Source organism: Prosthecobacter gellanilyticus, from assembly GCF_007992435.1.
In the GTDB taxonomy this organism is placed as follows: domain Bacteria; phylum Verrucomicrobiota; class Verrucomicrobiia; order Verrucomicrobiales; family Verrucomicrobiaceae; genus Prosthecobacter; species Prosthecobacter gellanilyticus.
Genome location: NZ_BKAG01000024.1, coordinates 36,624 through 58,069 on the forward strand (window position 1 = coordinate 36,624; position 21,446 = coordinate 58,069).

The 21,446-nt window shown below is 59.7% G+C and carries 12 protein-coding genes and 1 tRNA gene; 4 read left to right on the forward strand and 9 right to left on the reverse strand.

The window, feature by feature from the left end; translation table 11 throughout:
- Positions 1-98 precede the first annotated feature (98 nt).
- The 3 genes from BGE01nite_RS16430 to BGE01nite_RS16440 are packed head-to-tail and all read left to right on the forward strand — an operon-like array spanning position 99 to position 10,679.
- Positions 99-7,100, forward strand: a complete 7,002-nt coding sequence (locus tag BGE01nite_RS16430; RefSeq protein WP_146851575.1) for an Ig-like domain-containing protein — start codon at positions 99-101, stop codon at positions 7,098-7,100.
- Between the two features lie 14 nt (positions 7,101-7,114).
- Positions 7,115-9,481 carry an Ig-like domain-containing protein gene (locus BGE01nite_RS16435; RefSeq protein ID WP_146851576.1) on the forward strand — a complete coding sequence of 789 codons (2,367 nt, stop codon included), beginning with the start codon at positions 7,115-7,117 and terminating at the stop codon, positions 9,479-9,481.
- 4 nt (positions 9,482-9,485) lie between these two features.
- Complete coding sequence (locus BGE01nite_RS16440) at positions 9,486-10,679, forward strand: vanadium-dependent haloperoxidase (protein WP_146851577.1); 1,194 nt, start codon at positions 9,486-9,488, stop codon at positions 10,677-10,679.
- 244 nt (positions 10,680-10,923) lie between these two features.
- Here BGE01nite_RS16440 and BGE01nite_RS16445 read toward each other — a convergent pair whose 3' ends face one another.
- The 8 genes from BGE01nite_RS16445 to BGE01nite_RS16480 all read right to left on the reverse strand — a co-directional run bounded on the left by BGE01nite_RS16445 (position 10,924) and on the right by BGE01nite_RS16480 (position 19,658).
- Positions 10,924-12,408 (reverse strand): NADH-quinone oxidoreductase subunit N, encoded by a 1,485-nt coding sequence (locus BGE01nite_RS16445; protein WP_146851578.1) that lies wholly within the window; start codon positions 12,406-12,408, stop codon positions 10,924-10,926.
- Between the two features lie 15 nt (positions 12,409-12,423).
- The gene (locus BGE01nite_RS16450) at positions 12,424-13,959 is read right to left on the reverse strand and encodes a complex I subunit 4 family protein (protein WP_146851579.1); all 1,536 of its coding nucleotides are present in this window, start codon (positions 13,957-13,959) and stop codon (positions 12,424-12,426) included.
- Between the two features lie 17 nt (positions 13,960-13,976).
- Complete coding sequence (gene nuoL / locus BGE01nite_RS16455; RefSeq protein WP_146851580.1) at positions 13,977-15,896, reverse strand: NADH-quinone oxidoreductase subunit L; 1,920 nt, start codon at positions 15,894-15,896, stop codon at positions 13,977-13,979.
- Between the two features lie 17 nt (positions 15,897-15,913).
- Complete coding sequence (nuoK, locus tag BGE01nite_RS16460) at positions 15,914-16,231, reverse strand: NADH-quinone oxidoreductase subunit NuoK (protein ID WP_146851581.1); 318 nt, start codon at positions 16,229-16,231, stop codon at positions 15,914-15,916.
- Positions 16,228-16,830, reverse strand: coding sequence for an NADH-quinone oxidoreductase subunit J family protein (locus BGE01nite_RS16465; protein WP_146851582.1), 603 nt, complete (start codon positions 16,828-16,830; stop codon positions 16,228-16,230). Before BGE01nite_RS16465 ends, nuoK begins: the two co-directional genes overlap by 4 nt.
- A 6-nt stretch (positions 16,831-16,836) precedes the next feature.
- Positions 16,837-17,382 carry a NuoI/complex I 23 kDa subunit family protein gene (locus BGE01nite_RS16470; RefSeq protein ID WP_146851583.1) on the reverse strand — a complete coding sequence of 182 codons (546 nt, stop codon included), beginning with the start codon at positions 17,380-17,382 and terminating at the stop codon, positions 16,837-16,839.
- A 12-nt stretch (positions 17,383-17,394) separates the two neighbouring features.
- Positions 17,395-18,594, reverse strand: a complete 1,200-nt coding sequence (locus tag BGE01nite_RS16475; RefSeq protein ID WP_146851584.1) for a complex I subunit 1/NuoH family protein — start codon at positions 18,592-18,594, stop codon at positions 17,395-17,397.
- 173 nt (positions 18,595-18,767) lie between these two features.
- Positions 18,768-19,658: a GH25 family lysozyme gene (locus tag BGE01nite_RS16480; RefSeq protein ID WP_146851585.1), complete on the reverse strand. Its 891-nt coding sequence runs from the start codon at positions 19,656-19,658 to the stop codon at positions 18,768-18,770.
- Positions 19,659-19,805: 147 nt separating this feature from the next.
- Here BGE01nite_RS16480 and BGE01nite_RS16485 point away from each other — a divergent pair.
- Positions 19,806-19,890 (forward strand) — tRNA-Tyr (locus tag BGE01nite_RS16485).
- Positions 19,891-19,959: 69 nt separating this feature from the next.
- On the opposite strand, the gene BGE01nite_RS16490 is transcribed toward BGE01nite_RS16485, so the two are convergent.
- Positions 19,960-21,363: a sulfatase family protein gene (locus BGE01nite_RS16490; RefSeq protein WP_146851586.1), complete on the reverse strand. Its 1,404-nt coding sequence runs from the start codon at positions 21,361-21,363 to the stop codon at positions 19,960-19,962.
- Between the last annotated feature and the right edge of the window lie 83 nt (positions 21,364-21,446).

Here is a 21,446-nt window from a genome sequence, read left to right on the forward strand (position 1 = left end):
AAGCTGGCGCTCGAAATGCATTTGTCATAAAATTGTAATTCAGACTCCGTCCCGGGGGTGAATGCGCAGCACTGTTGAAACTCTCACTTTTGACCGCCATGAAATTCCCCACTGTCAGACAGTTCCTTATCCCCTTGTTTCTGCTGGGGTTGTTCCATGTCACGCCGGCAGGTGCCGTGCCAACGAAACTCGGCGATCTGGATGACGATGGCATCCACACTGCGAATGACCTGGCCAAACTGGTGGCGCACAGCACGGGCGCGGTTTTGCTTTCCGAGAACCTGATCCCTTTCGCTGACCTCAATCAAGATGGTGCGATCAACAACACGGACCAGGAAGAGCTGATCAAGATCATCCTGGAGTCGACCCAGCCCCAAACACTGCCCTTCGCCAAGGTGAGGCAAACGTCCCCCTACGCGGATGAGGGGGATGTGGCAGTGACTCGTGAGACGGTGGTGCACTTCACCATGCCGCTCTCCCTCACGGCCGCGCTGGACACCTCTCAGTTCTATGCGGACGCGAATGGCAGGCGCATTCTCTCGAATGTACAGATCTCGTCTGATCGAAGGAAGGCGACGTTATTTTACTCGGAGCCGCTGCCATCAAACTCACGCGTGCGTGTGGTGATGGAAGGCGCAGGCCTGCTGGATCTGCTGGGACGCGGCATGGATCTGGATGGCGATGGCGTGGCGGGCGGCAATTTGATCTTCACCTTTGACACGCTAAGCATCACGGGTCTGCCAGGCACGGGGATCAGCGGCCGGGTGCTGGCCAGCCAACGCGGCCCAGGCAATGCCGACATCCCCATCGCGGGCGCGACGGTCATGGTGGACGGTGCTGAAGAAACGCTGCGCACGACGACCGATGCGAACGGCAACTTCCTGCTCACGCCCTGCCCTGCCGGCAGTTTCTTTGTGCATGTGGACGGGCGCACCAGCCCCGCCAGCAACTACCCCAATGGGAACTACTACCCAAGCGTGGGCAAACGCTGGGATGCCGTGGCCGGACGTCTGGACAACCAGAGTGGAAACATTCAGGACGAGGTGCGCGGATTCGTCTACCTCCCCATCATCGAAGGTGCCGCGCTGACCGCGGTGAGCGCCACTCAGGAAACGCCAGTGGAGCTTCCGCAAGACGTGCTGGACGAGCACCCGGAGCTTGAGGGCACACGCATGGTGGTGCCACCAAACTCTTTGTTCGCGGATGACGGCACGCGCGGCGGCAGGGTGGCGATCGCGCCCGTGGATCCAAGCCGTCTCCCCAGCCCGCTGCCGCCAGGTTTGGAACTGCCGATGGTCATCACCATTCAGACTGACGGCGGAAGCAACTTTGACATTCCCGTTCCGATCACCTTCCCCAACCTTCCCGATCCCGTCACAGGACTCAAACTGCCGCCCGGCGCCAAGACCGCCCTGTGGTCTTTCAATCACGATCTTGGCGACTGGGAAGTCGTGGGTCCCATGACCGTCTCTGAAGATGGCGAATTCGTGACCACTGATGCTGGAGTGGGCATCAGGCAGCCAGGGTGGCACGGCACGCAGCAAGGTTCCGGAGGCAATGGCGGACCGCCCCGCCGTCGTCCGAAGCCGCCGCCCGAGGATCCGCCATGCCCGAAGAAATCCGCCTGGGACTATGCCAACCTCATCTATGATGTGGGCAAGGAGACGGCGAGCTGCGCCATCGAGTTTGCCAAGGCCAAGGAGGCCCTGAAGTGCATCTTCACCCTCGTCGACCTAACCAAAAATCTGCTCGTCGGCGCCGCCAACATTGGTGACGCGCTCGGATCCGGTGAAAATCTCCAGGCTGTGGAGCACCTCTTGAGCATCATTGAGGCGGACCTTGCCGACACCGAGGCTCTGCTGAGCTGCGCGAAGGCTGGATCACCTTTCAGCAGAGCTACCGCAGCCTTCGAGTGCGTGGGCAATGCCCTGAACATCGCGGACGGCATCTGCCAGTTCAATGATGACGCGTCCGCACCGCCGAAGTGCCAGGCGGGCTACGGTGCCAAAAAGTTCTGCCAGGGCATCCAGCTAGCCCGCTTTTTGCACAGCGAGATCAAGATCGTGGTCGATCTGGCCAAAGGCCTCGAAGAGCAGGCCGTTCTGGCTGGTGCGACTGCGGCGGTGAAGCATGTGAAGCTTCTGCTGGAAACCTACCGCCGCCAGACAGCAGGTTCTCCACCTCCTCCCGGCTCTCCCCCGCCGCCACCGCCTGGAGACGTCACCCTCACGCCTGAACAGGTCGCACAGATCCGTCTGCGTCTGGCAGACATGCAGAAAGAGCTGCTCAAACTCCAGGAACTGGCCAACAGCGGCAGGAAGCTGATCCAGGCCATGGACAATTTCCAAAAGCAGGCAGACAGCATGGTGTCCGAAGTGGGCCAGGACCTGACTCAGTTTGGCGAGTCTGTGCAGCGCTCCAGCTACTACCGCATCACGATCAACGACGTGGTGCAGCGTGGTCGCACGGCGCCCTCCGGTGGTCTCAGCCTGATTATGGCCCCGGACGCGCGCTATGACCTCTCCCTCTATGACCCCATCTCCAAGGAGATCGGCAGCACGCTGGGTGCCACGGGTGCCAACGGCTCGAACATCAATCTCAATGGCATCGCCTATCAATCGACCACCGGCATGCTGGATGACGACAGCGACGGCCTTGTGAACCAGGCCGAGGGCATCATCGGCACCAATCCGGCGGACAACGACACCGACAATGACGGCATCCTGGACGGTGCCGAAGTGGAGCAGGGTTCTGATCCGCTGGGCGGCCTCATCGCCCAGACGGGCATTATCGCCACGGTGCCGCAGACGGCTCCCGCCTGGCACATCAGCACCGCGAATAATCTGGCGGTGATCTCCCACCGCGCCGCGGGTGTGTCACTCTACAACATCGCCAATCCTCTGACGCCTTCGCTCACCCAGCTTTATGACACAGATGGCAGCGCCGAGGCTGCGGTGATTATCCGAAATCTTGTGGCAGTGGCAGACAGCTCCTCGCTTCTCATCCTGGATGCGACCAATCCATCCGCGATGGTTCAGCGGCACCGGGTCATGGCGAGCAACGCGACCTTCATGTCCGTGGCCACGGACGGCGTCATGGTCTACGGCGGTTCGAACAACGGCAAGGTCTACGCCATCGATCTGGCGTCAGGATCCATCCTCGGAGAGATCTCGCTGGCGGACTCTGGCATGGTCCAAGATCTGGCCGTCTGGCGCGGCAGGCTGTATGCCGTCCAAGTCGGCAAGTTGACGACCATCAATCTGGATACCCTGGCCGTCACGGGCACCCTGACGATCCCGGGCAACGTCGGCGCTGGTCAGCGCCGGTTCCGCTTGTTTGCGGGTGATGGAACCCTGTATGCCACGCATACCAGCGGGTTTAACATCGTCGACACGGCCACCACGCCTGACACCCCCACACTGGTCACCAACTACAGCACGGCCGCGTTTGGCTGGAAGCAGATCGTCGGCACTGGCAACGGGCTGGGCGTGGCGGCAGTGAGCCCGAACTCCACGGATGACGGCCCGCATGAGATCGATCTCTACACACTCGGTGCGGATCAGAGGACACCCGCCTTTAACTCCACCTTCATCACGCCAGGCCTGGCAGCGGCCGTGTCTCTCTTCAATGGCCTGGCCTATGTGGCAGACAGCGGCTCCGGCCTACAGGTGCTGAGCTTCAAACCGTTCGACAACCTCGGTGTCTCACCTGTGATCTCCCTCACGGCAAACCCCGCCCTCAACCAGGGCAATGCGAGCGGCGAGATCGAGTCTGGCAAACCGTTCCGCATCTATGCCAACGCCACGGATGATGTGCAGGTGCGCAACGTCGAGTTCTATGTGGACGGCAATCTGGTCGACGTGGATGGCAGCTACCCCTTTGAAGGTGGTTTCAATGCCCCGGTCCGCAGTCCGCAGAAAACCTCCTTCACCGTTCGTGCGAAGGTCTCTGACACGGGTGGCAACGCCACCTGGTCCACGCTCTACACCATCGCCATCATTCCAGACCTCATTCCGCCGCTGGTGAAGCGGACCTATCCGTCTTCGATTGGTGGTTTGGTGAAGAGCGTCCTCGGCATCTTCAACGAGCCACTGGATCCCGCCACGCTCACGGCCAGCTCTGTCCAGCTCACCTTCGCAGGTCCGGATGGTGTGCTCGACAGCGGGGGCGATGACAGCACCGTCACGGCCCAATCCATCGTCTATCGCGAGGACATCAACGGGGTCTCCTTCAACGTGAACCCAAGCCTGCCCGACGGCGTCCTGCCCCAGGGCCTCTATCGTGGCAGACTCACCACCGCGATCAAGGATGCGAGTGGCAACGCGCTGGCCGCAGACCACGTCTGGACCTTCACCACGAACAACTCCAGTTCCATCTTCATTGCCACAACTGATGGCACCTATAACTGGACGGACCCAGCCAACTGGAGCACCGGCACTGTGCCCGGAGCCGGCAGCACCGTCATCATCGATGCCGGACCCGGTGTTCGCATCAACCTGGGCGCGGCCGCGCTCAGCGGGGTCACGCTCAGTGTCCAGGGAGGTGCCAAGCTTGTGCTCCAGGCTGCGAACGCCACCCTGCACAACGTCACCCTCAACGGCGATCTGTATCTGGAAGGCTATGCCTATCTGACGGTCACCGGAGGCCTGACCTTTGACAACGGCCGCATCATCATGACATCGTCTAGCGGAACTCAGGTCCTGAATGTGCCTAACAACATCTCATTCAACGGCACGGGTGAGATCCTCATTGGATCACAAGCCACTGCATACCTGCAAACCTATGACGGACTTACCCTCGGGGCAGGCATCACCACCCGCCTTCGTGGCTATGCGTCCCTGGGATACTACTACTATTATTATCTGTCCAATCCGATCATCAATCTGGGCACGATCGTCAGTGAAGCGCCGAATGTGGATTGGTATGTGTATGCGATGGACAACCAGGGAACGATCACCGTGAACCAGGGCCGGCTTTACACCCAGTATCGGTATGTCAATCATGGGACGATGAACCTTGGCGGCACCGGTGAAGTGATCGCCTACCAGTCGACCGCTGGTGCTGGCGGCTTGGATTTCCTCGGAACGATCAATCGCAATGGCGGCACCCTGACCCTGGCGGACACCTTCGATCTCAATGGTGGCACCCTGGCGCTGACCGCGACCACGGGCTCATGGAACCTGAAGTATGCCACGCTCAAGAACGGCACCATCACCACGTCCGGGGGAGCAGCCTTGACCGTGGCTGAAGGCGGCTACTCCGCCACTCTTGAGAACATCGACCTGCAGGGCACCGTCAATGTGCCTCCGGGCAGTTATCTCTATCTCAAAGGGGCCTGGCAAAACCATGGGGTCATCAATCTCGACAAATCGTATCTGCAGGTGGAAGGAAGCTTCCCCCTGAGTCAGATGGGCACGATCAACCAGACCGGCACCAGTGCGGTGAGGATCACCGGCGAGATCATCAACACCGGCCTCACCCTGGACCCAGGAAACCTGCCTTCCTCCTACATCCTTTATGACGGCACCGTCAAAGGAGGCAGCGTGGGCAAGGCAGGCCCGGGGCCGGTGGTCATGCCGGACGGAGCGCGGTGGAAGTTTGACGGAGTGACCCTCACCAGCGATCTCCAGATGGGTTACGGTTCCTCGCTGGATATCACCAACGGCCTGACCCTGAACAACGTCAACATCATCGGCCTGAGCGACACCCAGCCTAACTATGTTTACGCAGACATCGAGTTCATCGGCAGCCAGACACTCGGCGGCACGGGGAGCTTGATCTTTGACACAGCGGGTGTGACCTACAATTCGCTCAACATCCAGATCACTTCTCCCTATAACTACAGCACGGGTGTCTACATGCCGGCGCAGGTGACCTTTGCTCCCACGATCACCTCACGCATCAAGGGCGGTTACATCTATGCCTACAGCAGCCTCACAGAGTTCATTCACCAGGGCACCATGCATTGCACCGCAGGAAGCGATCTGACCATGTACGGCAAGATCAGCAACTCCGGAACCATCAACATTCCCGATGGCAAACTCACTCTCAACAGCCAGGGCAGTGAGACCTGGAACAACACCGGCACCATCAATCTGTCCGGCACAGGTGAGCTCCGCATGGGCGGCCAGTTCACCCTGGCCCAGCTCGGTGTGGTAAACCGAACCGGGGGCAAGCAGATCATTGTCGGCACCCTGGATCTCAGGCCAGCGGGCACTCTGGCCCTGAATGCCACCACGGGGTCCTGGGAAATGGCCAGCTCGGGAACTGTGAAGGGCGGCACCATCACGACCACAGGAGGCTCCAAGCTGGTGATCCAGTCCGGTCAATCTGGACAGCTGGACAGCAGCACGCTTCAAGGCACTCTGGACAACAATGACGGCACCCTGACGATGCTGGGAGACTGGGTCAACCAAGGCGTCATCAACGTCACCGACGGCACGATCAACTGGGGCGGCGAATACGTCATCGCTGAACTCGGAACCGTCAATGCCGTGAACTCGGAGATGTTCATCACGGGTATCCTCAACAACACCGGCACGACCTTCCAGCTGGACAACCCATCCCTGAGGCTTGGCTACGAAGGAACGATCAAAGGTGGTGCGATCACCGCCGCCTCCCCCGACCACATCCTGAACAACGGCTACTACAACACCCAGACTCTGGATGGAGTGACCGTGGCGTCCAATTTCAAGATCCGGGGACAGATCTACTTCAAGAACGGTCTGACCATCAACACAGGGGTCACGCTCACCTCCGTGGGCACGTACTTCCGTTTCGTGGGCAGCCAGACCCTGGGAGGGGGCGGCACTTTGACCATCGACTCCCAAGACTACTACGGGAACTACATCTACGCCGACCGAGCCCTCCAGGACGGCCAGTACCTGGTACCGGCCAACCTGACCTTCGGACCTAACTTCACTCTTCTGGCTCATCAGAACGTCTATCTGGACACCAGCAGCTACGGGGAGGACAAGATCATCAACCAGGGCCTGATCCGCTGTGAAACCAATGGCATGGTCATCGACATACGACGTCCTTTCCAGAACGACGGCCAGATCCAGGAGGCCAACGGCGGCGTGGTCAACGTTCACGACTAACCTATTCTACTGCCATGAAAATCATCCTTGTTTCCATTCTGGGCATCGCCCTGGGCATGCAGAGCACGGGCAGTCATGCCGCCACGGCGCTGGGTGTGCGTGAAGCGACGCCTGAGGCCTCCACGGCATCTCAGGTGCCCGTGTCTCTGAGCACGACCGTGACCGCTGTGGCACTCCAGGCAGATGTCCTCTACGATGAGGATCTCTACATCGTGGGAGATGCCACGGGAGGAACTCAGCCGGAGGGAGTCAAGGTGGAGTCCCGGAAGATCGAAGACGGCAGGCTCCGGGTGGTGGTCTACCACCGCAGCAACGGCGCGCTGGACAGTGATGTGGTGTTCCAGGTGCCGCTCACGGCCAAGGCCGGTGTCGTCAATCCAGATCCGATCGTCCTCACAGACTTCGTGGTGGCAGGCCAGGGCGGAACAGTGCTCAACACCTCCCTGCTGCCCAAGGTGCGGCTGGTGGGGCTGCGCAACAACGGCATGAATGGCCGCCAAGGCATCGAGCTGAGCGCCATCGCGAGCGCCACGCCTGGCAACATCACCAAGGTCGAGTACTATGTGGGCGGCCAAAAAGAGGGAGAGGGCACGGGGCCTAACTTTACCTTTCTGTGGAGGCCAAACAGCAGCGGGCCGTTTGAGGTTGTCGCAGTCGCCTATGACAGCAACGGCCAGCAGGTCTACTCCCGGACCATCCCGGTGATCGTGACTCATGTCGGCACCTACGCCAGCCCCGTCCTGGGGAACTACTTCGGCCTGGTGCGCGGACAGACCTTCAGTTTTGCCAATGATGGTTATGTCACCATGACCTCGGCTTTGAACAGATCCTTCACGCTCAAGCTGATGGTTGGCGGCAAGACGTATCCTGGCTCCGGCAGCTTTGACCCCAACGGCAACGCCATCATCGATGTGAAGCGCCCTGGCATGTCCACCCTAAAGGTCGTGCTGGCACACTCCAGCACACCGACTGTGGACCAGATCCATGGCCGCGTGGCCGACGGTCCTTTTGCCAACGGCAAGTTCAGCGGAAACACCTTTGAAACGGAGTTCACGGTCAACCGTGTGACCTGGAAGCTGAAGACCAACGAGGCACCGCAGAACGGCGTGTATACCATGCTCATCCCCGCGCATGTGGATGCGAGCACCCAGAAGGCACCGCTCGGCACCAGCTTTGGCACCGTGACGGTCGGAAAGGACGGCAGCGCCAAGCTCGTGGGCTCACTGGCGGATGGCAGTCCGGGCATCACGGCTTCCAGCTTCATTTCCAAGGACGGCTTCTGGCCTGTGTATGCCTCTCTCTACACCAACAAGGGTGTCATCATGGGCGACCTCGAGTTCGCGGACATCGAAGAAACGAGTGATCTTAACGGCCCGCTGACCTGGATGCGCCCTGTGGACAGCAAGGCCGCGATGTTCAAGCTGGGCTTCGGAACCACGGTCAATGCCATCGGCTCGCGCTTCGTCAAGCCGGCGGCCAACGCACGCCTCTTCCCGCTGGCGAATGTGGGCGGGAACAGCCTGCTCTTTCTGACCGATGGGGGGCTGCCCGAAGACCTGGAACGCCTTACCTTGATGACGGCCGCCAACAAGGGCATCGTGCCCATCCAGGGAGCAGATGCCGCAACGTTTGTCCCCACAGCCACTTCCGGTTTGATCTCGGGAGCCTTCCTGCATCAGGACACGCAAAAGTCTGTGACCTACAAGGGAGCCGTGCTGCAGAAGCAGAACCTCGCCGGTGGTTTCTTCAGCGGCGGTCTCCTGGGCGGTGACATGGGCTTCAACGCGAACCCTGATCTGCCCCCGGGCACCGGTGATGCGGGCCCGATTGGGACCGCGCCTCTGCCGACCGTCAAGATCACCGCACCGGCGGCCAATAGCACGCTCAAGTCTGTGACGGCCAATGTGGTGCAGATCAAAGGCACGGCGGCAGACAAGCAAGGCATCGCCAGCGTGAAAATCCAGGTGCTGCACAACGGTGTGCTCAGCGCGGCTGTGAATGCGGTGGGCACCCTGAACTGGACCTATAACCTCAACGTGCCGAATGGTGAAGGCGGCCTCTACACCATCTTTGCCAAGGCCACGGACAGCTCGCCTGCCGCAGATGAATCCGAGGTGCTCAGCCATGCCTTCTGGGTGCCGCTGAAGAGCGCCATGGTGATCGCTGTGAATGATGCGACGAAAGGCAGTGTCAGCACGGGTTATCTCGGCAGCACTCAGCGTGATCTGGGCAAGAACGTCATCATCACGGCCACACCGAAAGCGAAGAAGAAATTCGTGCGCTGGACTGAAACAGCCTCGGGCGACACCTTCTCGACTTCAGCAAAGATCACTGTCATGATGGAAGTGGGTCTCTCTCTCACCGCCAACTTCAGCGACTGATCGCATGCTCCGCCCTCTCTCTCTCTCCCTCCTTCTACTCCTCGCGCAGATTTCGCAGGCCAAAGCAGGTGTGGTGGAAGACTGGAATGAAGCGTTTCTCAACGCTGTGCGCAAAGAGACTCCCCCGCCCTGTCTGGTCTCGCGCAACCTGCCGATCTTCCACTGTGCCGTTTATCGTGCGGTGAAGGCTGGCGTGGAGCAGAAGCTGGATGAGGCGCAGATGCAGCAGGTAGCGCACCTCGCCTGCCGTCAGGGCTTCCTGGCTTTCTTTCCGTCACAGACCAAGATGGTGGAAAAGCTGGATGCCAGTGTGGATGTCAGCCAAGTGGATCCCAAAATTCGCGCTATCGTGGATGAGGCCGTGAAGCGCACGCTCAAGGAACGCGAGGGCGATGGCTCAAGCACGACCATCAACTACATTCCGAGTGACAAGCCCGGCCAGTGGCGCCGCACACCGCCGGCCTTCCGTCCGCCAGAGTTCCCGCACTGGGCCAAGGTGAAACCTTTCGTGGTGGATGACGTGACCAAGTTCCGCGCGCCTCCGCCACCTGCACTCGACAGCTCGCTCTATGCCGAGGAGGTCAACGAGGTTCGGGAGCTCGGTGGCAAGGAGAGCAAGACACGCACCGCCGAACAAACGATGATTGCCAAATTCTGGGCGGACTTCAGCTACACCAGCTCGCCTGCCGGCCATTGGAATGAGATCGCACGTGAGATGTGCCGCTCCAAGAAGCTGCCGCTTGCCGAGTCAGCGCGCTTTTTTGCGCTGCTGAACTCCACGCTGGCAGACACCTGCATCACCATCTGGGACACGAAATATCACTACAACTTCTGGCGTCCTGTCACGGCCATCCGCCGTGCTGATGAGGATGGTAATGATGCCACCACAGCCGATCCTAAATGGGAGCCGCTGCTGAAGACGCCGCCCCATCCTGATTACGTATCAGGCCACTCCGGCATCAGCGCTGCGGCTGCCACTATCATGGAGCATCAGTTCGGCAAGGAAGGCATTTCCTTCGAAGCCAGCAGCGATGATGTGAAGGAAACCAAGCGCCGCTTCACCTCCTTCCAGGACTGCGCAAACGAGATCGCCAGAAGCCGTGTCTACGGCGGCATTCACTATTCCTCCGCCGGCGAATTTGGTCTGAAGCTCGGCCGCAGCATCGCCCTGGAGGCGATCAAGAGTTTCAAGGAGTAGAGAGACGGAGGATTGGAGTACTGGAGAGTTGGAGTGATGAGATGGGACGCATGGGTCGTATGTGACCTATGTGTCCTATGAACACCGGAAGCGAACACACGCGGCAATGCATAGCAAGGCTATGCGCGAGTCATTGCCAAGAAAAGGAAACCTGCGAGTGAGGACACTCGCGCTCCACGCAGCCGGTGACTGCATTCATGAGTCCAGCTGCTCGCTCTCCTGACCAACCATGCCTAACTAACGATCAATGCGCGCTGGCCTTGGCGGCGACTTCCACGGGTTTCGTGAGCGTGTGCTGCAGAGGTTTCGGGTAGACTCCGAGGACGACGATCACCACGGCAAGAACAGTGGCGCCGACCTTGCTGGCGATGTTCAGTTTCAGCGGCTCATTGGAGGAACCTTCAGTGCTGTAGATCGCAACGATGGCGCGGAAGTAGTAGTAGAAACCAGCGGCGGCACCGATGGTGGCGCAGACGAGAGCACCCCAGTAGGCGTGATCGACGAGGCTGAAGAAGACGAAGAGCTTGCCCATGAAGCCTGCGGTCAGAGGCAGACCTGCGAGAGAGGCGAGTGCGAGGGTAAGAGCCAGCGCGAGAAGTGGTGAGCGTTTGCCGAGACCGCGGAAGTCACGAATGTCTTCGCCCTGGCCATTCACGCGGAGGACGGCAAGCACAAGGAAGGCGAGAACGGTCATCGGCAGGTAGGTGGCGAGGTAGAAAGCCACGATGCCGCCGCTGGTCATGCCGGTGCGGATGGAGTCGCCACAAGCAAGGGCGAGAATAAGATAGCCCGCGTGGCTGATGCTGGAGTAACCGAGCAGGCGCTTCACGCTCTGCTGGAAGATGGCAGGAAGGCTGCCGAGAAGGACAGTGAGCGCACCAAGGACCAGCAGCAAAGCTTTGACCTCAGGACCAATGATCGAATGCTCACCAATCAGGGCTTCCACGGTGCGAGTCAGGACCACAAAGCCTGCGGCTTTGGAGCCAACGGAGAGGAAGGTTGTCACCGGGATCGGTGCGCCCTGATACACGTCAGGCACCCAGCTCTGGAACGGAGCCGCAGCGACCTTGAACCCAAGGCCAGCAAGCAGGAAGGCAGCGCCGAGAAGCGCAGGAACCTTGCTCGTCTCGGGCTTGGCCAGTGCGGCGGAGATGCCTTCGAAGCTGAGGGAACCCGTGGCACCGTAGATCCAGGCGATGCCAAAGACGAGGATGCCGGTGCTCAAAGCGCCGAGAATGAGATACTTCACACCGGCTTCCAGAGCGAGGTTGCTCTTGCGGGCGAAGGCCACGAGCACGTAGAAGGAAACGGTAACGAGCTCGAGAGCGACGAAGACGGTGACGAGGTCCGTGGCGGCAGCCATCCACATCATGCCAGCGCAGACGATCAGCGGCAGGCTGAACAACTCCGAGAGACGACCATCCACCGTGTACTTGCTGAGATACGGAGCGCACTCATGCATGAGCCAAAGGACCAGCAGCGTGATCACCAGAGACAGGCCTTTGTAGAAAATAGCGAGGCTGTCGAGCTTCATCCAGGGCTGGACGAAAGCGGGCAGGCTGGAGGTCTCATGGCTGGCGACCGTAAAGAACAGGACGAGAGCCAGAGCAGTGCCACCGATGCTGAGAGCGGCCAGAGTGCGGCGGGAGATGTCAGGAGCGAAGGCCTCGATCATCAGGAGCACAAGGCCCAGGATGGCGAGGAAGGCTTCGATGGTGAAAACGGACATGAGAGGGAGTCAGGTTCAGTGAGAGACGGCCTTGGTGGCGCTCTGGACAGCCGTGGAGGCGGCGTCGGTCAGGGTGGCGAGATCGGTTTTAAACAGGCCCAGCAGGATCCACGGGCAGCAACCTGCGACGAGTAGAACAGCGGCCAGCAGCACAAACGGCACGCGCTGGCTCCAGCTTGGATCGGTGACGAAGTGACCTGCCATGGCCGTTCCCTGGAAAATGCTGCGGTAAGCGCGCAGCATGTAGACGGCGGACATCACCACGCCCCAGAGAGCGCCCACCACAGCCCACTGAAGAGGTCCGAAGCTGGTGCTGCCGAAGTTGGTGAAGCTGCCGAGGAAGATCATGACCTCACCCGCGAAGTTCGCGAGACCCGGGAGACCGATGGAAGCAAAGGCCCCGAAGGCAAAGAGGACCGTGAACACCGGAGCGTGGGCTCCAAGACCGCCGAGCTTGTTCAGCTCCAGAGTGCCGATCTGGTTCCGCATGCGACCCGCAAGGCCGAAGAGAAGAGCGATGCTGATGCCATGCGCGAACATGAGCAGGACCGCACCACGAAGCGCTGTTTCCGTGCCTGCGGACAGGCCGAGGAAGATGTAGCCCATGTGCATCACGGAGGAGTTCGCCAGCACATCATCGAGACGCTTCTGATGAATGGTCACAAAGCCCATGATGAGGATGTTCCCCAGCAGCATGAAGAGCAGCGCGTTCTGCACACAAGGGCAGTAGAAGCCCTCAGGGAGCAGCGGCAGCACGATGCGGATCAGACCATAGAGACCGAACTTCTTCAGCACACCGCTATGCAGCATGGCGACAGGAGTCGGCGCTGTGGCATAGGCTGGAGCAGCCCATGAATGCAGTGGGAAAAGGCTGACCAGGGTGCCGAAACCGATCAGAAGAATGAAGGCGATGGTCGACTGCGTGCCTTTCGGCAGAGGAGTCGCGGCAGCCTGGGCCTTGAGGGCCATGAGGTCAAAGGTGAGCTTGCCACCGCTGCTGAACTCGAGCACCAGCCAGGCAAGACCAGCGAGCAGGATCAAGCTGCCGACACCGAGATACACCGTGGTCTTCCAAGCGACGGACTTGCGATACTCGTCATCCCCATGACCATGGTTGGCGATCATGATCAGCGTGGGAATCAGCGCGAGCTCATGGAAGGCATAGAGGAAGAAGACATCTGTGCTGAGGAAGGCACCGAAAGCACCACCCGCGATCAGATGCGAGGCGATGTGGTAGATGCCTGGCTTGTCAGGATTGATCTGCCAGACCGCAGCCAAGGCCACCAGTGCCGTGAGCAAAGCGAGAATGATGGCAAGACCATCAGCTCCAACCGCAAAGGAGATGGCCGGATTGTCCAGAACAATACGGGCGCTTTCATAAGCGAAGCCCGCCTTGCCAGCGGAAGCCGACTTAAAGTTCCAGGCGAGACCGAGAACGAGCAGAAGGTTCAGGAACGCTGTGCCGACCGACGTAAGACGGGCAGGCGCGCCGAGCCAGATCGCGAGGGCCGCGACCAGTGGCAGAAGAATGACGATTTCGAGAGGACTCATTCGGTGACTTCAGTTCATCAGTGGCCGGCCTGGGGCAGCACAAACACGATCAGGTAGATGACGACGAGCAGACCGGCGCCAAGGAGGAAGGTATAACCCTGCAGGTGACCGCCAGCGAGAGCACGGGCGGAGTGGCCGAAGCGGCGGGCCACGAAAGCAGGCAGACGAGCAACGATGCCATCCACCAAGATGCGCTCGATGCCGGTGATGATCCACGCGAGGCCGTCCTGAAACACCTTCACCAGCACGGTGTAGAGCTCATCGAAGTAAAACTTGTTCGCGAAGAGCTTCGCCAGAGGATTGGAGGCAAGAGGGTCGGAGTTCTTGCCTTTGTAGATGACGTAGCCTGCGCCGGAACCGATGAGCAGCGCGAGGATAGAAGCGATCTCAACGGTGTGATGAGGAGCTGCATGGTGAGGCTTCATAGCCTCCAAGATTCGCGCTGCTCCGTCCCACGGAGACAGGATAGTGAGCAGGGCCAGCAGGGCCAGCGGCAGGATCATGATGATGGGCGCTTCCACCGCATGACTGGCGTTCTCACTGCGCGGCTTGCCGAAGAAAGCGACGATGAACATGCGGGTCATGTAGAAAGCGGTCAGCATGGCTGTGGCGACACCAATCCAGAGGAGCGGCGATCCGCCTTTGACCTCAAAGGCCACGCCCAGGATGGCTTCCTTGCTCCAGAAACCGGAGGTGATGTAGGGCACGCCCATGAGTGACGCCGTACCGATGGCGAAGGTGATGAAAACGACCGGCATGTGCTTGGCGAGGCCGCCCATCTTCCAGATGTCCTGCTCATGGTGGCAGGCATAGATAACGGCACCGGAACCGAGGAAGAGCATGGCCTTGAAAAAGGCATGCGTGTAGAGGTGGAACATGGCCGGATGACCAGGAGCCGCGGCATCATGATGCGAGCCACCGGCCTGCAGGGCCACAAGACCGACTGCCATCACCATGTAACCAAGCTGGGAGAGCGTGGAGTAGGCGAGCACACGCTTGATGTCATTCTGCTGCGTGGCGATGAGCGCTGCCATGAGGGCGGTGAGACCACCGATCCAGGCGATGATATAAGAAGCATCAGGAGAGGCCTCGATGACGAAGGCGCAACGGACCAGCATGTAGACACCAGCGGCCACCATCGTCGCCGCATGGATGAGAGCGGACACAGGAGTCGGACCTTCCATGGCGTCTGGAAGCCAGACGTGAAGGGGGAACTGGGCGCTCTTACCCACGGCACCCATGAAGATGCCGAGCGCGGCGAGCATCATAAAGGTTGGATGCAGCTTGGCGGAATCATGCAGAGGGCCTTCCGCAAAGCTGGCGTGCAATCCCGCGAAGCTGACATCACCATGATTCGCCATGAACAGCATGAGGATGCCGATCATGAAACCGAAGTCACCGATGCGGTTGGTGAGGAAAGCCTTCTTCGAAGCCTCAGCAGCGGAGGGCTTCTCAAACCAGTGGCCGATGAGCAGGTAGGAACTCAGACCCACCAGCTCCCAGAAGATAAACATCATGAAGAGGTTCCCGGAAAGCACGATGCCGGTCATGGAGAACATGAACAGCGAGAGCGAGCCGAAGAAGCGCTCCTTGGACTCGTCTTCCTTCATGTAACCGACCGAGAAGAGATGCACAAAGAAGCCAATGGAGGTGACGATGAACATCATGCCCCGGCTCTGGTGATCCATGACCGCATCGATGGCGATGTGGAACTTGCCCACTTCAATGAAGGGCAGCAGCAGCGGAGCGGCATCCTTGGTGCCGAGCAGCATGAGGCTGATGACAAAACAGATGGCGGCCGAGAAGATGGAGATGGCCACGCAGGCCCCCTTCAACACGCGATGTGCCAGCAAGATGACCAAGGCGGAGAACAGCGGCAGAAGCAGCAGCAGTGTCGGCAGGCTGGAAGATGTGATTTCCTGGGGAGGATGAGGCATGGGACAGTACGAGAGGGTCAGCCTTGAAGTTTGGTCACAGCCTCGACATCGACACTCTGCTTCGTGCGGAAGAGCGCCACGATGATGGCAAGACCCACAGCCACCTCAGCGGCGGCCACGGTGATGGTGAAGAAGACGAGCGACTGCGCCGTGTAGTCCGGCAGACCGTCTGTGACACGGAAGCGGGAAAAGGCCACGAGAGCCAGATTGCCAGCGCTGAGCATCATCTCCAGGCACATGTAGATGATGAGGATGTTCCGGCGTGCGATGACGCCTGCCAGCCCGAGGCTGAAAAGGATGCCGCTGACGACAAGATAATGATTCAGAGTGATCATGACTGCGACGACGCCTCCTTGTTGTCACGCTTGCTGAGGGCCACCACACCCACGGTGCTCACCAGGAGCAGCAGCCCCACGACCTGCAGGTGGAAGGCATACTTGGAGAAGAGGGTCTCGCCCATGAGCTTGGCATCTGGCAGTTCGCCCGCCTTGAGATCGCGAGAGATGGTGGGGAGGTTTTCCTTGCCCTTGGCTTCCCACTGGGCGCCAGCCTCTGCCAGTTTCAAAGCGGCAGTCTCGGTGCTCTTGTCACTGAACGGAAGTTTGCCCGAGATGGTGGCGACCTGGACGGAGAGGATGCCCGCGACCACCACACCTGCGATGATGGCGGCCATGTTGGCACGGCCACCGGCTTCCTCAGACTTGATGTCCATGAGCATGATGATGAACAGGAAGAGCACCATCACCGCGCCTGCATACACAAGCACCTGCAGCACACCGATGAAGTAGGCATCGAGACTCAGGAAGAGCGAGGCAAGGCCGACAAAGCTCACGGCCAGAGAGAGAGCGCTCGTCACCGGGTTCCGGGCGATGACCACATTCAGCCCGAAGCCGAGCGTGATCAGCACGAAGAGATAAAAGAGAAGAGGAGGCATCGGCGACTACTTGAGTTCGTTCCACTTGTTCACCAGGCCAACACGCTGCCCGCCGATCTCATAGAGACGCTTCTTGTCGTGGACCATTTCTTTGCGGCTGAGGCCGGTGATGGCGTAGTCTTTCCGGAGGAAGATGGCCTGCTCAGGGCAGACCTCCTCGCACATGCCGCAGTATATGCAGCGGATCATATCGATCTCGAACTCTTTCGGGCGCTTCTCCACCTTGGCCCAAGGGTCATCGCTGGGGATCTCGCCAGGGGTGATGGTGATGGCCTTCGGCGGGCAGATGAACTCACAGAGCTGGCAGCTCACGCAGCGCTCGCGCTCATGCTCGTCCGTGACGAGAGCGGGGGCACCGCGGTAGTAATCCGGGAGCTGGTCGTCCCACTTCTGCTCGGGGTACTCCATGGTGACCTTCGGCTTCTTGCCGGCGATCTGGAGGAAGGTGCGCAAGGCGTGACTGAGCGTGATCTTCAGCCCCTTGAAGAGGGTGGAGATGAACGCCTTCTCGTGCCAGGCGAGCTTCGGACGCTGAACTGTGATGATTGCCATTCGAGGAAGAGTTTATTTCAGCGGGAACCAGATCATGAGCACTGCGGTGAGCAGGACATTCAGAAGGGCGGCCTCAAACATGAAGAGCCAGCCGAACTTCATAAGCTGGTCAAAGCGGAAGCGCGGGAGAGACCAGCGGATGAGGATGAAGAACATGATGAAGCACAGCACCTTCGCGAGGAAAACGCCGATGTGCACCAGGCCCAGCAGCAGCGGTGTGGAACCGGCCACGTGGTGGAACTGGAAACCGGTGAGGCTGGTCAGAACTGGACCGAAAGGAATGCTCCAGCCACCGAGGAAGAGCGTGACGGCCATGCCGGAGCCAATGATCATGGCGGCATATTCACCCATGAAGAAGAGGGCGAATTTCATGGAGCTGTACTCGGTGTGGTAACCACCGACGAGCTCGGTTTCACACTCGGCCAAGTCGAAAGGCAGACGGTTCGTTTCGGCAAACATGGCCACCGTGAAGATGATGAAGGAGAACATCATCGGGATCCAGAGCACCCAACGGCCCACGCTGAGGCCTTCGCCCCACAGCGGCAGGATGAGCCAGCCATTGAGATCCTGGAAGGAAGTGATCTTGGAGAGATTCATCTCACCGAAGACCATGAACACCGGGATGATGGACAGGCCGAGGGAGATCTCATAGCTGATCATCTGCGCCGAGGAGCGCACGCCACCGAGGAAAGGATACTTGGAATTCGAGGACCAACCGGCGAGGACGATTCCATAAACGCCGAGGGAGGCGATGGCGAAGGTGTAAAGCGGGCCGACGCTGAGATCAGCGATCACGGCCTTCACCGGCTGCACCACGCCGAAGAGACTGAGATCGAGTTCCGAACCAAAAGGCAGCACCGCACAGGTCAGCAGCGCAGGCACCACCGTGAGGCAAGGGGCCAGCCAGTAGTAGAAGGTATTCACCGAGCGCGGGGTGAAGTCTTCCTTCAGGATGAACTTCACGCCGTCCGCCGCTGCCTGGAAGAGGCCGCCGATGCCGAGGATCTGCAGGTCCTTCTTAAAGCCGAAGAGGGTCAGAGGGATGCCGACGCGGTTCGGACCGACGCGGTCCTGAATGACGGCGGAGAAACGTCTCTCAAGGTAAACGCAGACCGTGACCAGCGGCAGGATCATCATGAAGGTGAACCCCACGATTTTCACGAGAGCGGTGATCAGGAAAGCGAGGTCGATGTTGGCGAAGATGGCTGCCATCAGGAGTGGGGGGCGTGGGCATTATCAGGAGTGCTTAACGAGCGGCAACCCGAATTTGTGAAAAATTTCACAAGCTCGGCAAACGTGAAGGTTTCACGGTGGTAAACCTTCTCTAACTCAGGGCCTGTTTTCCCGATCTCAGGCCCCATTTCCCCCTCGCCTATATAATAGGGCTAGCGCAACCGGATTCCGTGCTGCTGCCAGAAGGAAGCCAGGGAAGCCTGGGAACCATGGAAAACATTGCGCTCGGTCGGGCGGTCCAGGCTGCCAAAGTAGGGTGGGAAACGGTAGGAGCCGTGATTGTAGACCTTCGGGCGGGAGCGACCGCCCTGCCAGTCCACCCCACCATATTGCCACAGGGTCCAGTCAGACCAGACTTGATACTGCTTCACCAGCCCCGCCGGGTTTCCTGGAGCGGGATAGACGGGGCCTGCACCGCTGTCATGAGCATAAAGGGCCAGCCAGTAGGGCATGCGGCGCAGTTTGGCCTTCGTAGCAGCATCCGCACGACTGAGGGTCTGTTTCAGCTGGGTGCTGTTTTCCAGATAAGCGACCGGGACCACGCCGGTGCGACTTTCCACCCGCTCCATAAACCGCAAAATGGCGGAGAGAGGCAGGTCTCCGTCAAAATCCCCGCAGAGCAAGAGGGATGAAGCATTCCACGAACGGCTGCGGGCCAGGGCGAGCGCGCGATTCGCGAGTTGATCCGCCTGCGAGACGGCATCGACATGGCGCTGCACACGGTAGTACACACCCGGCATAAGCCCGGCACGATCTGCTGAGGCGAGGAAGTTTGCGCACTTGGTATCGAGATTGCCGCCCTTCCCTGCCCTGGCGATGAGGCCGCTCGCGCCGCTATCGCGAAGCGCGGAGACATCATGCTCTGAGAAACTGCGACCTGAGCGCTGGCGCTCCTTCGGGTCATAGGCGGACACATTGATGATCTGCGGCATGCTGCCGCGAAGAGCAGGCATCGGCGGAAGGCTGCTCGGAGTGCTGCCCGGCTGCGGTGCAGCGCATTGAGTCAGAAGAAGAAGCAGAGGCAGATAAGAAAGAGATTTCATGGTTGAGATGCCATGGGTTTACTCGCGATCACAGGGCCGAGGCAATACTGCTCGAGTGCCCGGATAAAACTTTCGTTTCAAGATGATGAAAAGGCTCTTGCCAAAGTTCGCGACACGCTCATAGTCACGGCCCTTCCGCAAGGAAAAGGGTAGGTACCCAAGTGGCCAACGGGGGCAGACTGTAAATCTGCTGGCTTTGCCTTCAGTGGTTCGAATCCACTCCTGCCCACCATCCTCTTCATGAGGATCTGGAGAAAAGCTCCGTCAGAAATGACGGAGCTTCTTTTTTGGCCGGATGCCATCACTTGATGGGTACGCGCTTCACTTCGTCGATCTCGGGAACGTCCTTGTTCATGACATCATAAGCGGCTTTGAGGCGCTTCAGTTCTTCCGGATGTTTGGCGGCGACATCGACCTGCTCACCGGGATCATTCTGAAGATCAAAGAGCTGCATGCGAGCTGGCTCCACACCTGTGGTTAGGCCGGGATGAGCATCCAGATTGTATTGCTCATATGGAGCGAGAATGGTGACGCCGTCAGGCTCGCGTGGATCTGCCCATCTGCCATCAGGACCGGCTTTGAGCTTCATCTGGCTCGCAGGCAGCACATGCAGCTTCCAGCGTGCATCGCGGATGGTGGCCAGCTTTGAATTAAGATGACCGAAGATGAACTCATGAGGTGACTTGGCCTTGCCAGTGAGGACGGGCATGAGGCTGCGGCCATCGATCACACGATCATCAGGCATCTTAGCCTGAGTGACATCGAGCACGGTGGCGAAGAGATCCATCATCACGGTGAGTTCGTTGCTGGCCTGACCTGCGGGGATCTTGCCCGGCCAGCGAGCGATCATGGGCACGCGATAGCCGCCCTCGTAGTTCGTGCCCTTCATGCCACGCAGGCCTCCGCAACTGCCACCGAACCATGCGCCGTTGTCGCTGCTGAAGAGGATGAGCGTGTTGCCATCAATGCCGTTTTGCTTCAGCGCATCCAGCACCGCGCCCACGCTGTCATCGAGATCAGCCAGGGCATCGCCATACATACCGGCGCCGCTCTTCTTGTAGTTCTTCTCAGAAGCCGCGAGCGGCTTGTGCGGCATGGCCTCGGCGAAGTAGAGGAAGAAGGGCTTGTCTTTGTTTCGCTGGATGAAGTCAGTGGCGCGTTTGGAATAGCGCGTGGTGAGCGTGGCCTGCACGACAGGATACTCTGCCACCTCAACCCCTTCCAACACCTGCACCGGGCGCATGTCGTTCGAGTAGGGGATGCCGTAGTATTCATCAAAGCCACGATCCGTGGGCAACGAGCCTGGTTTGTGACCGAGGTGCCACTTCCCGATCATGCCTGTAGCATAACCAACTTTCTTCAAAACCTGGGCAAGCGTGACCTCGGACTTGCGCAAGGCCAGCGCATCCGCAGCAGGGCCGCCATCAGGCGCGGGATTCTGCGTCATGCCACAGCGGAAGGGGTAGCGCCCGGTCATGAGCGAGGAACGAGTCGGCGCGCAGAAGGGTGCAGGGCAGTTGAATTGGGTCAGTCTGGCGCCCTCGGCGGCCATCTGGTCAATACGTGGGGTCTTGAACTTCGGGTGGCCGTAGCAGCCGAGATCGCCAAAGCCCAGGTCATCCGCCAGGATGATGACGACGTTGGGCGGAGGCGCGGCGATGGTTGAGGCACAAAGGACTAGGAGGAGAAAGAGGCGCGGGAGCATAGCAGAATGCCCCTTCAACGTCCTTCATAGGTGCCTTTGAGCATCGGTTTTTGCCCTTATTCCCGGATCAGATTTTACACACA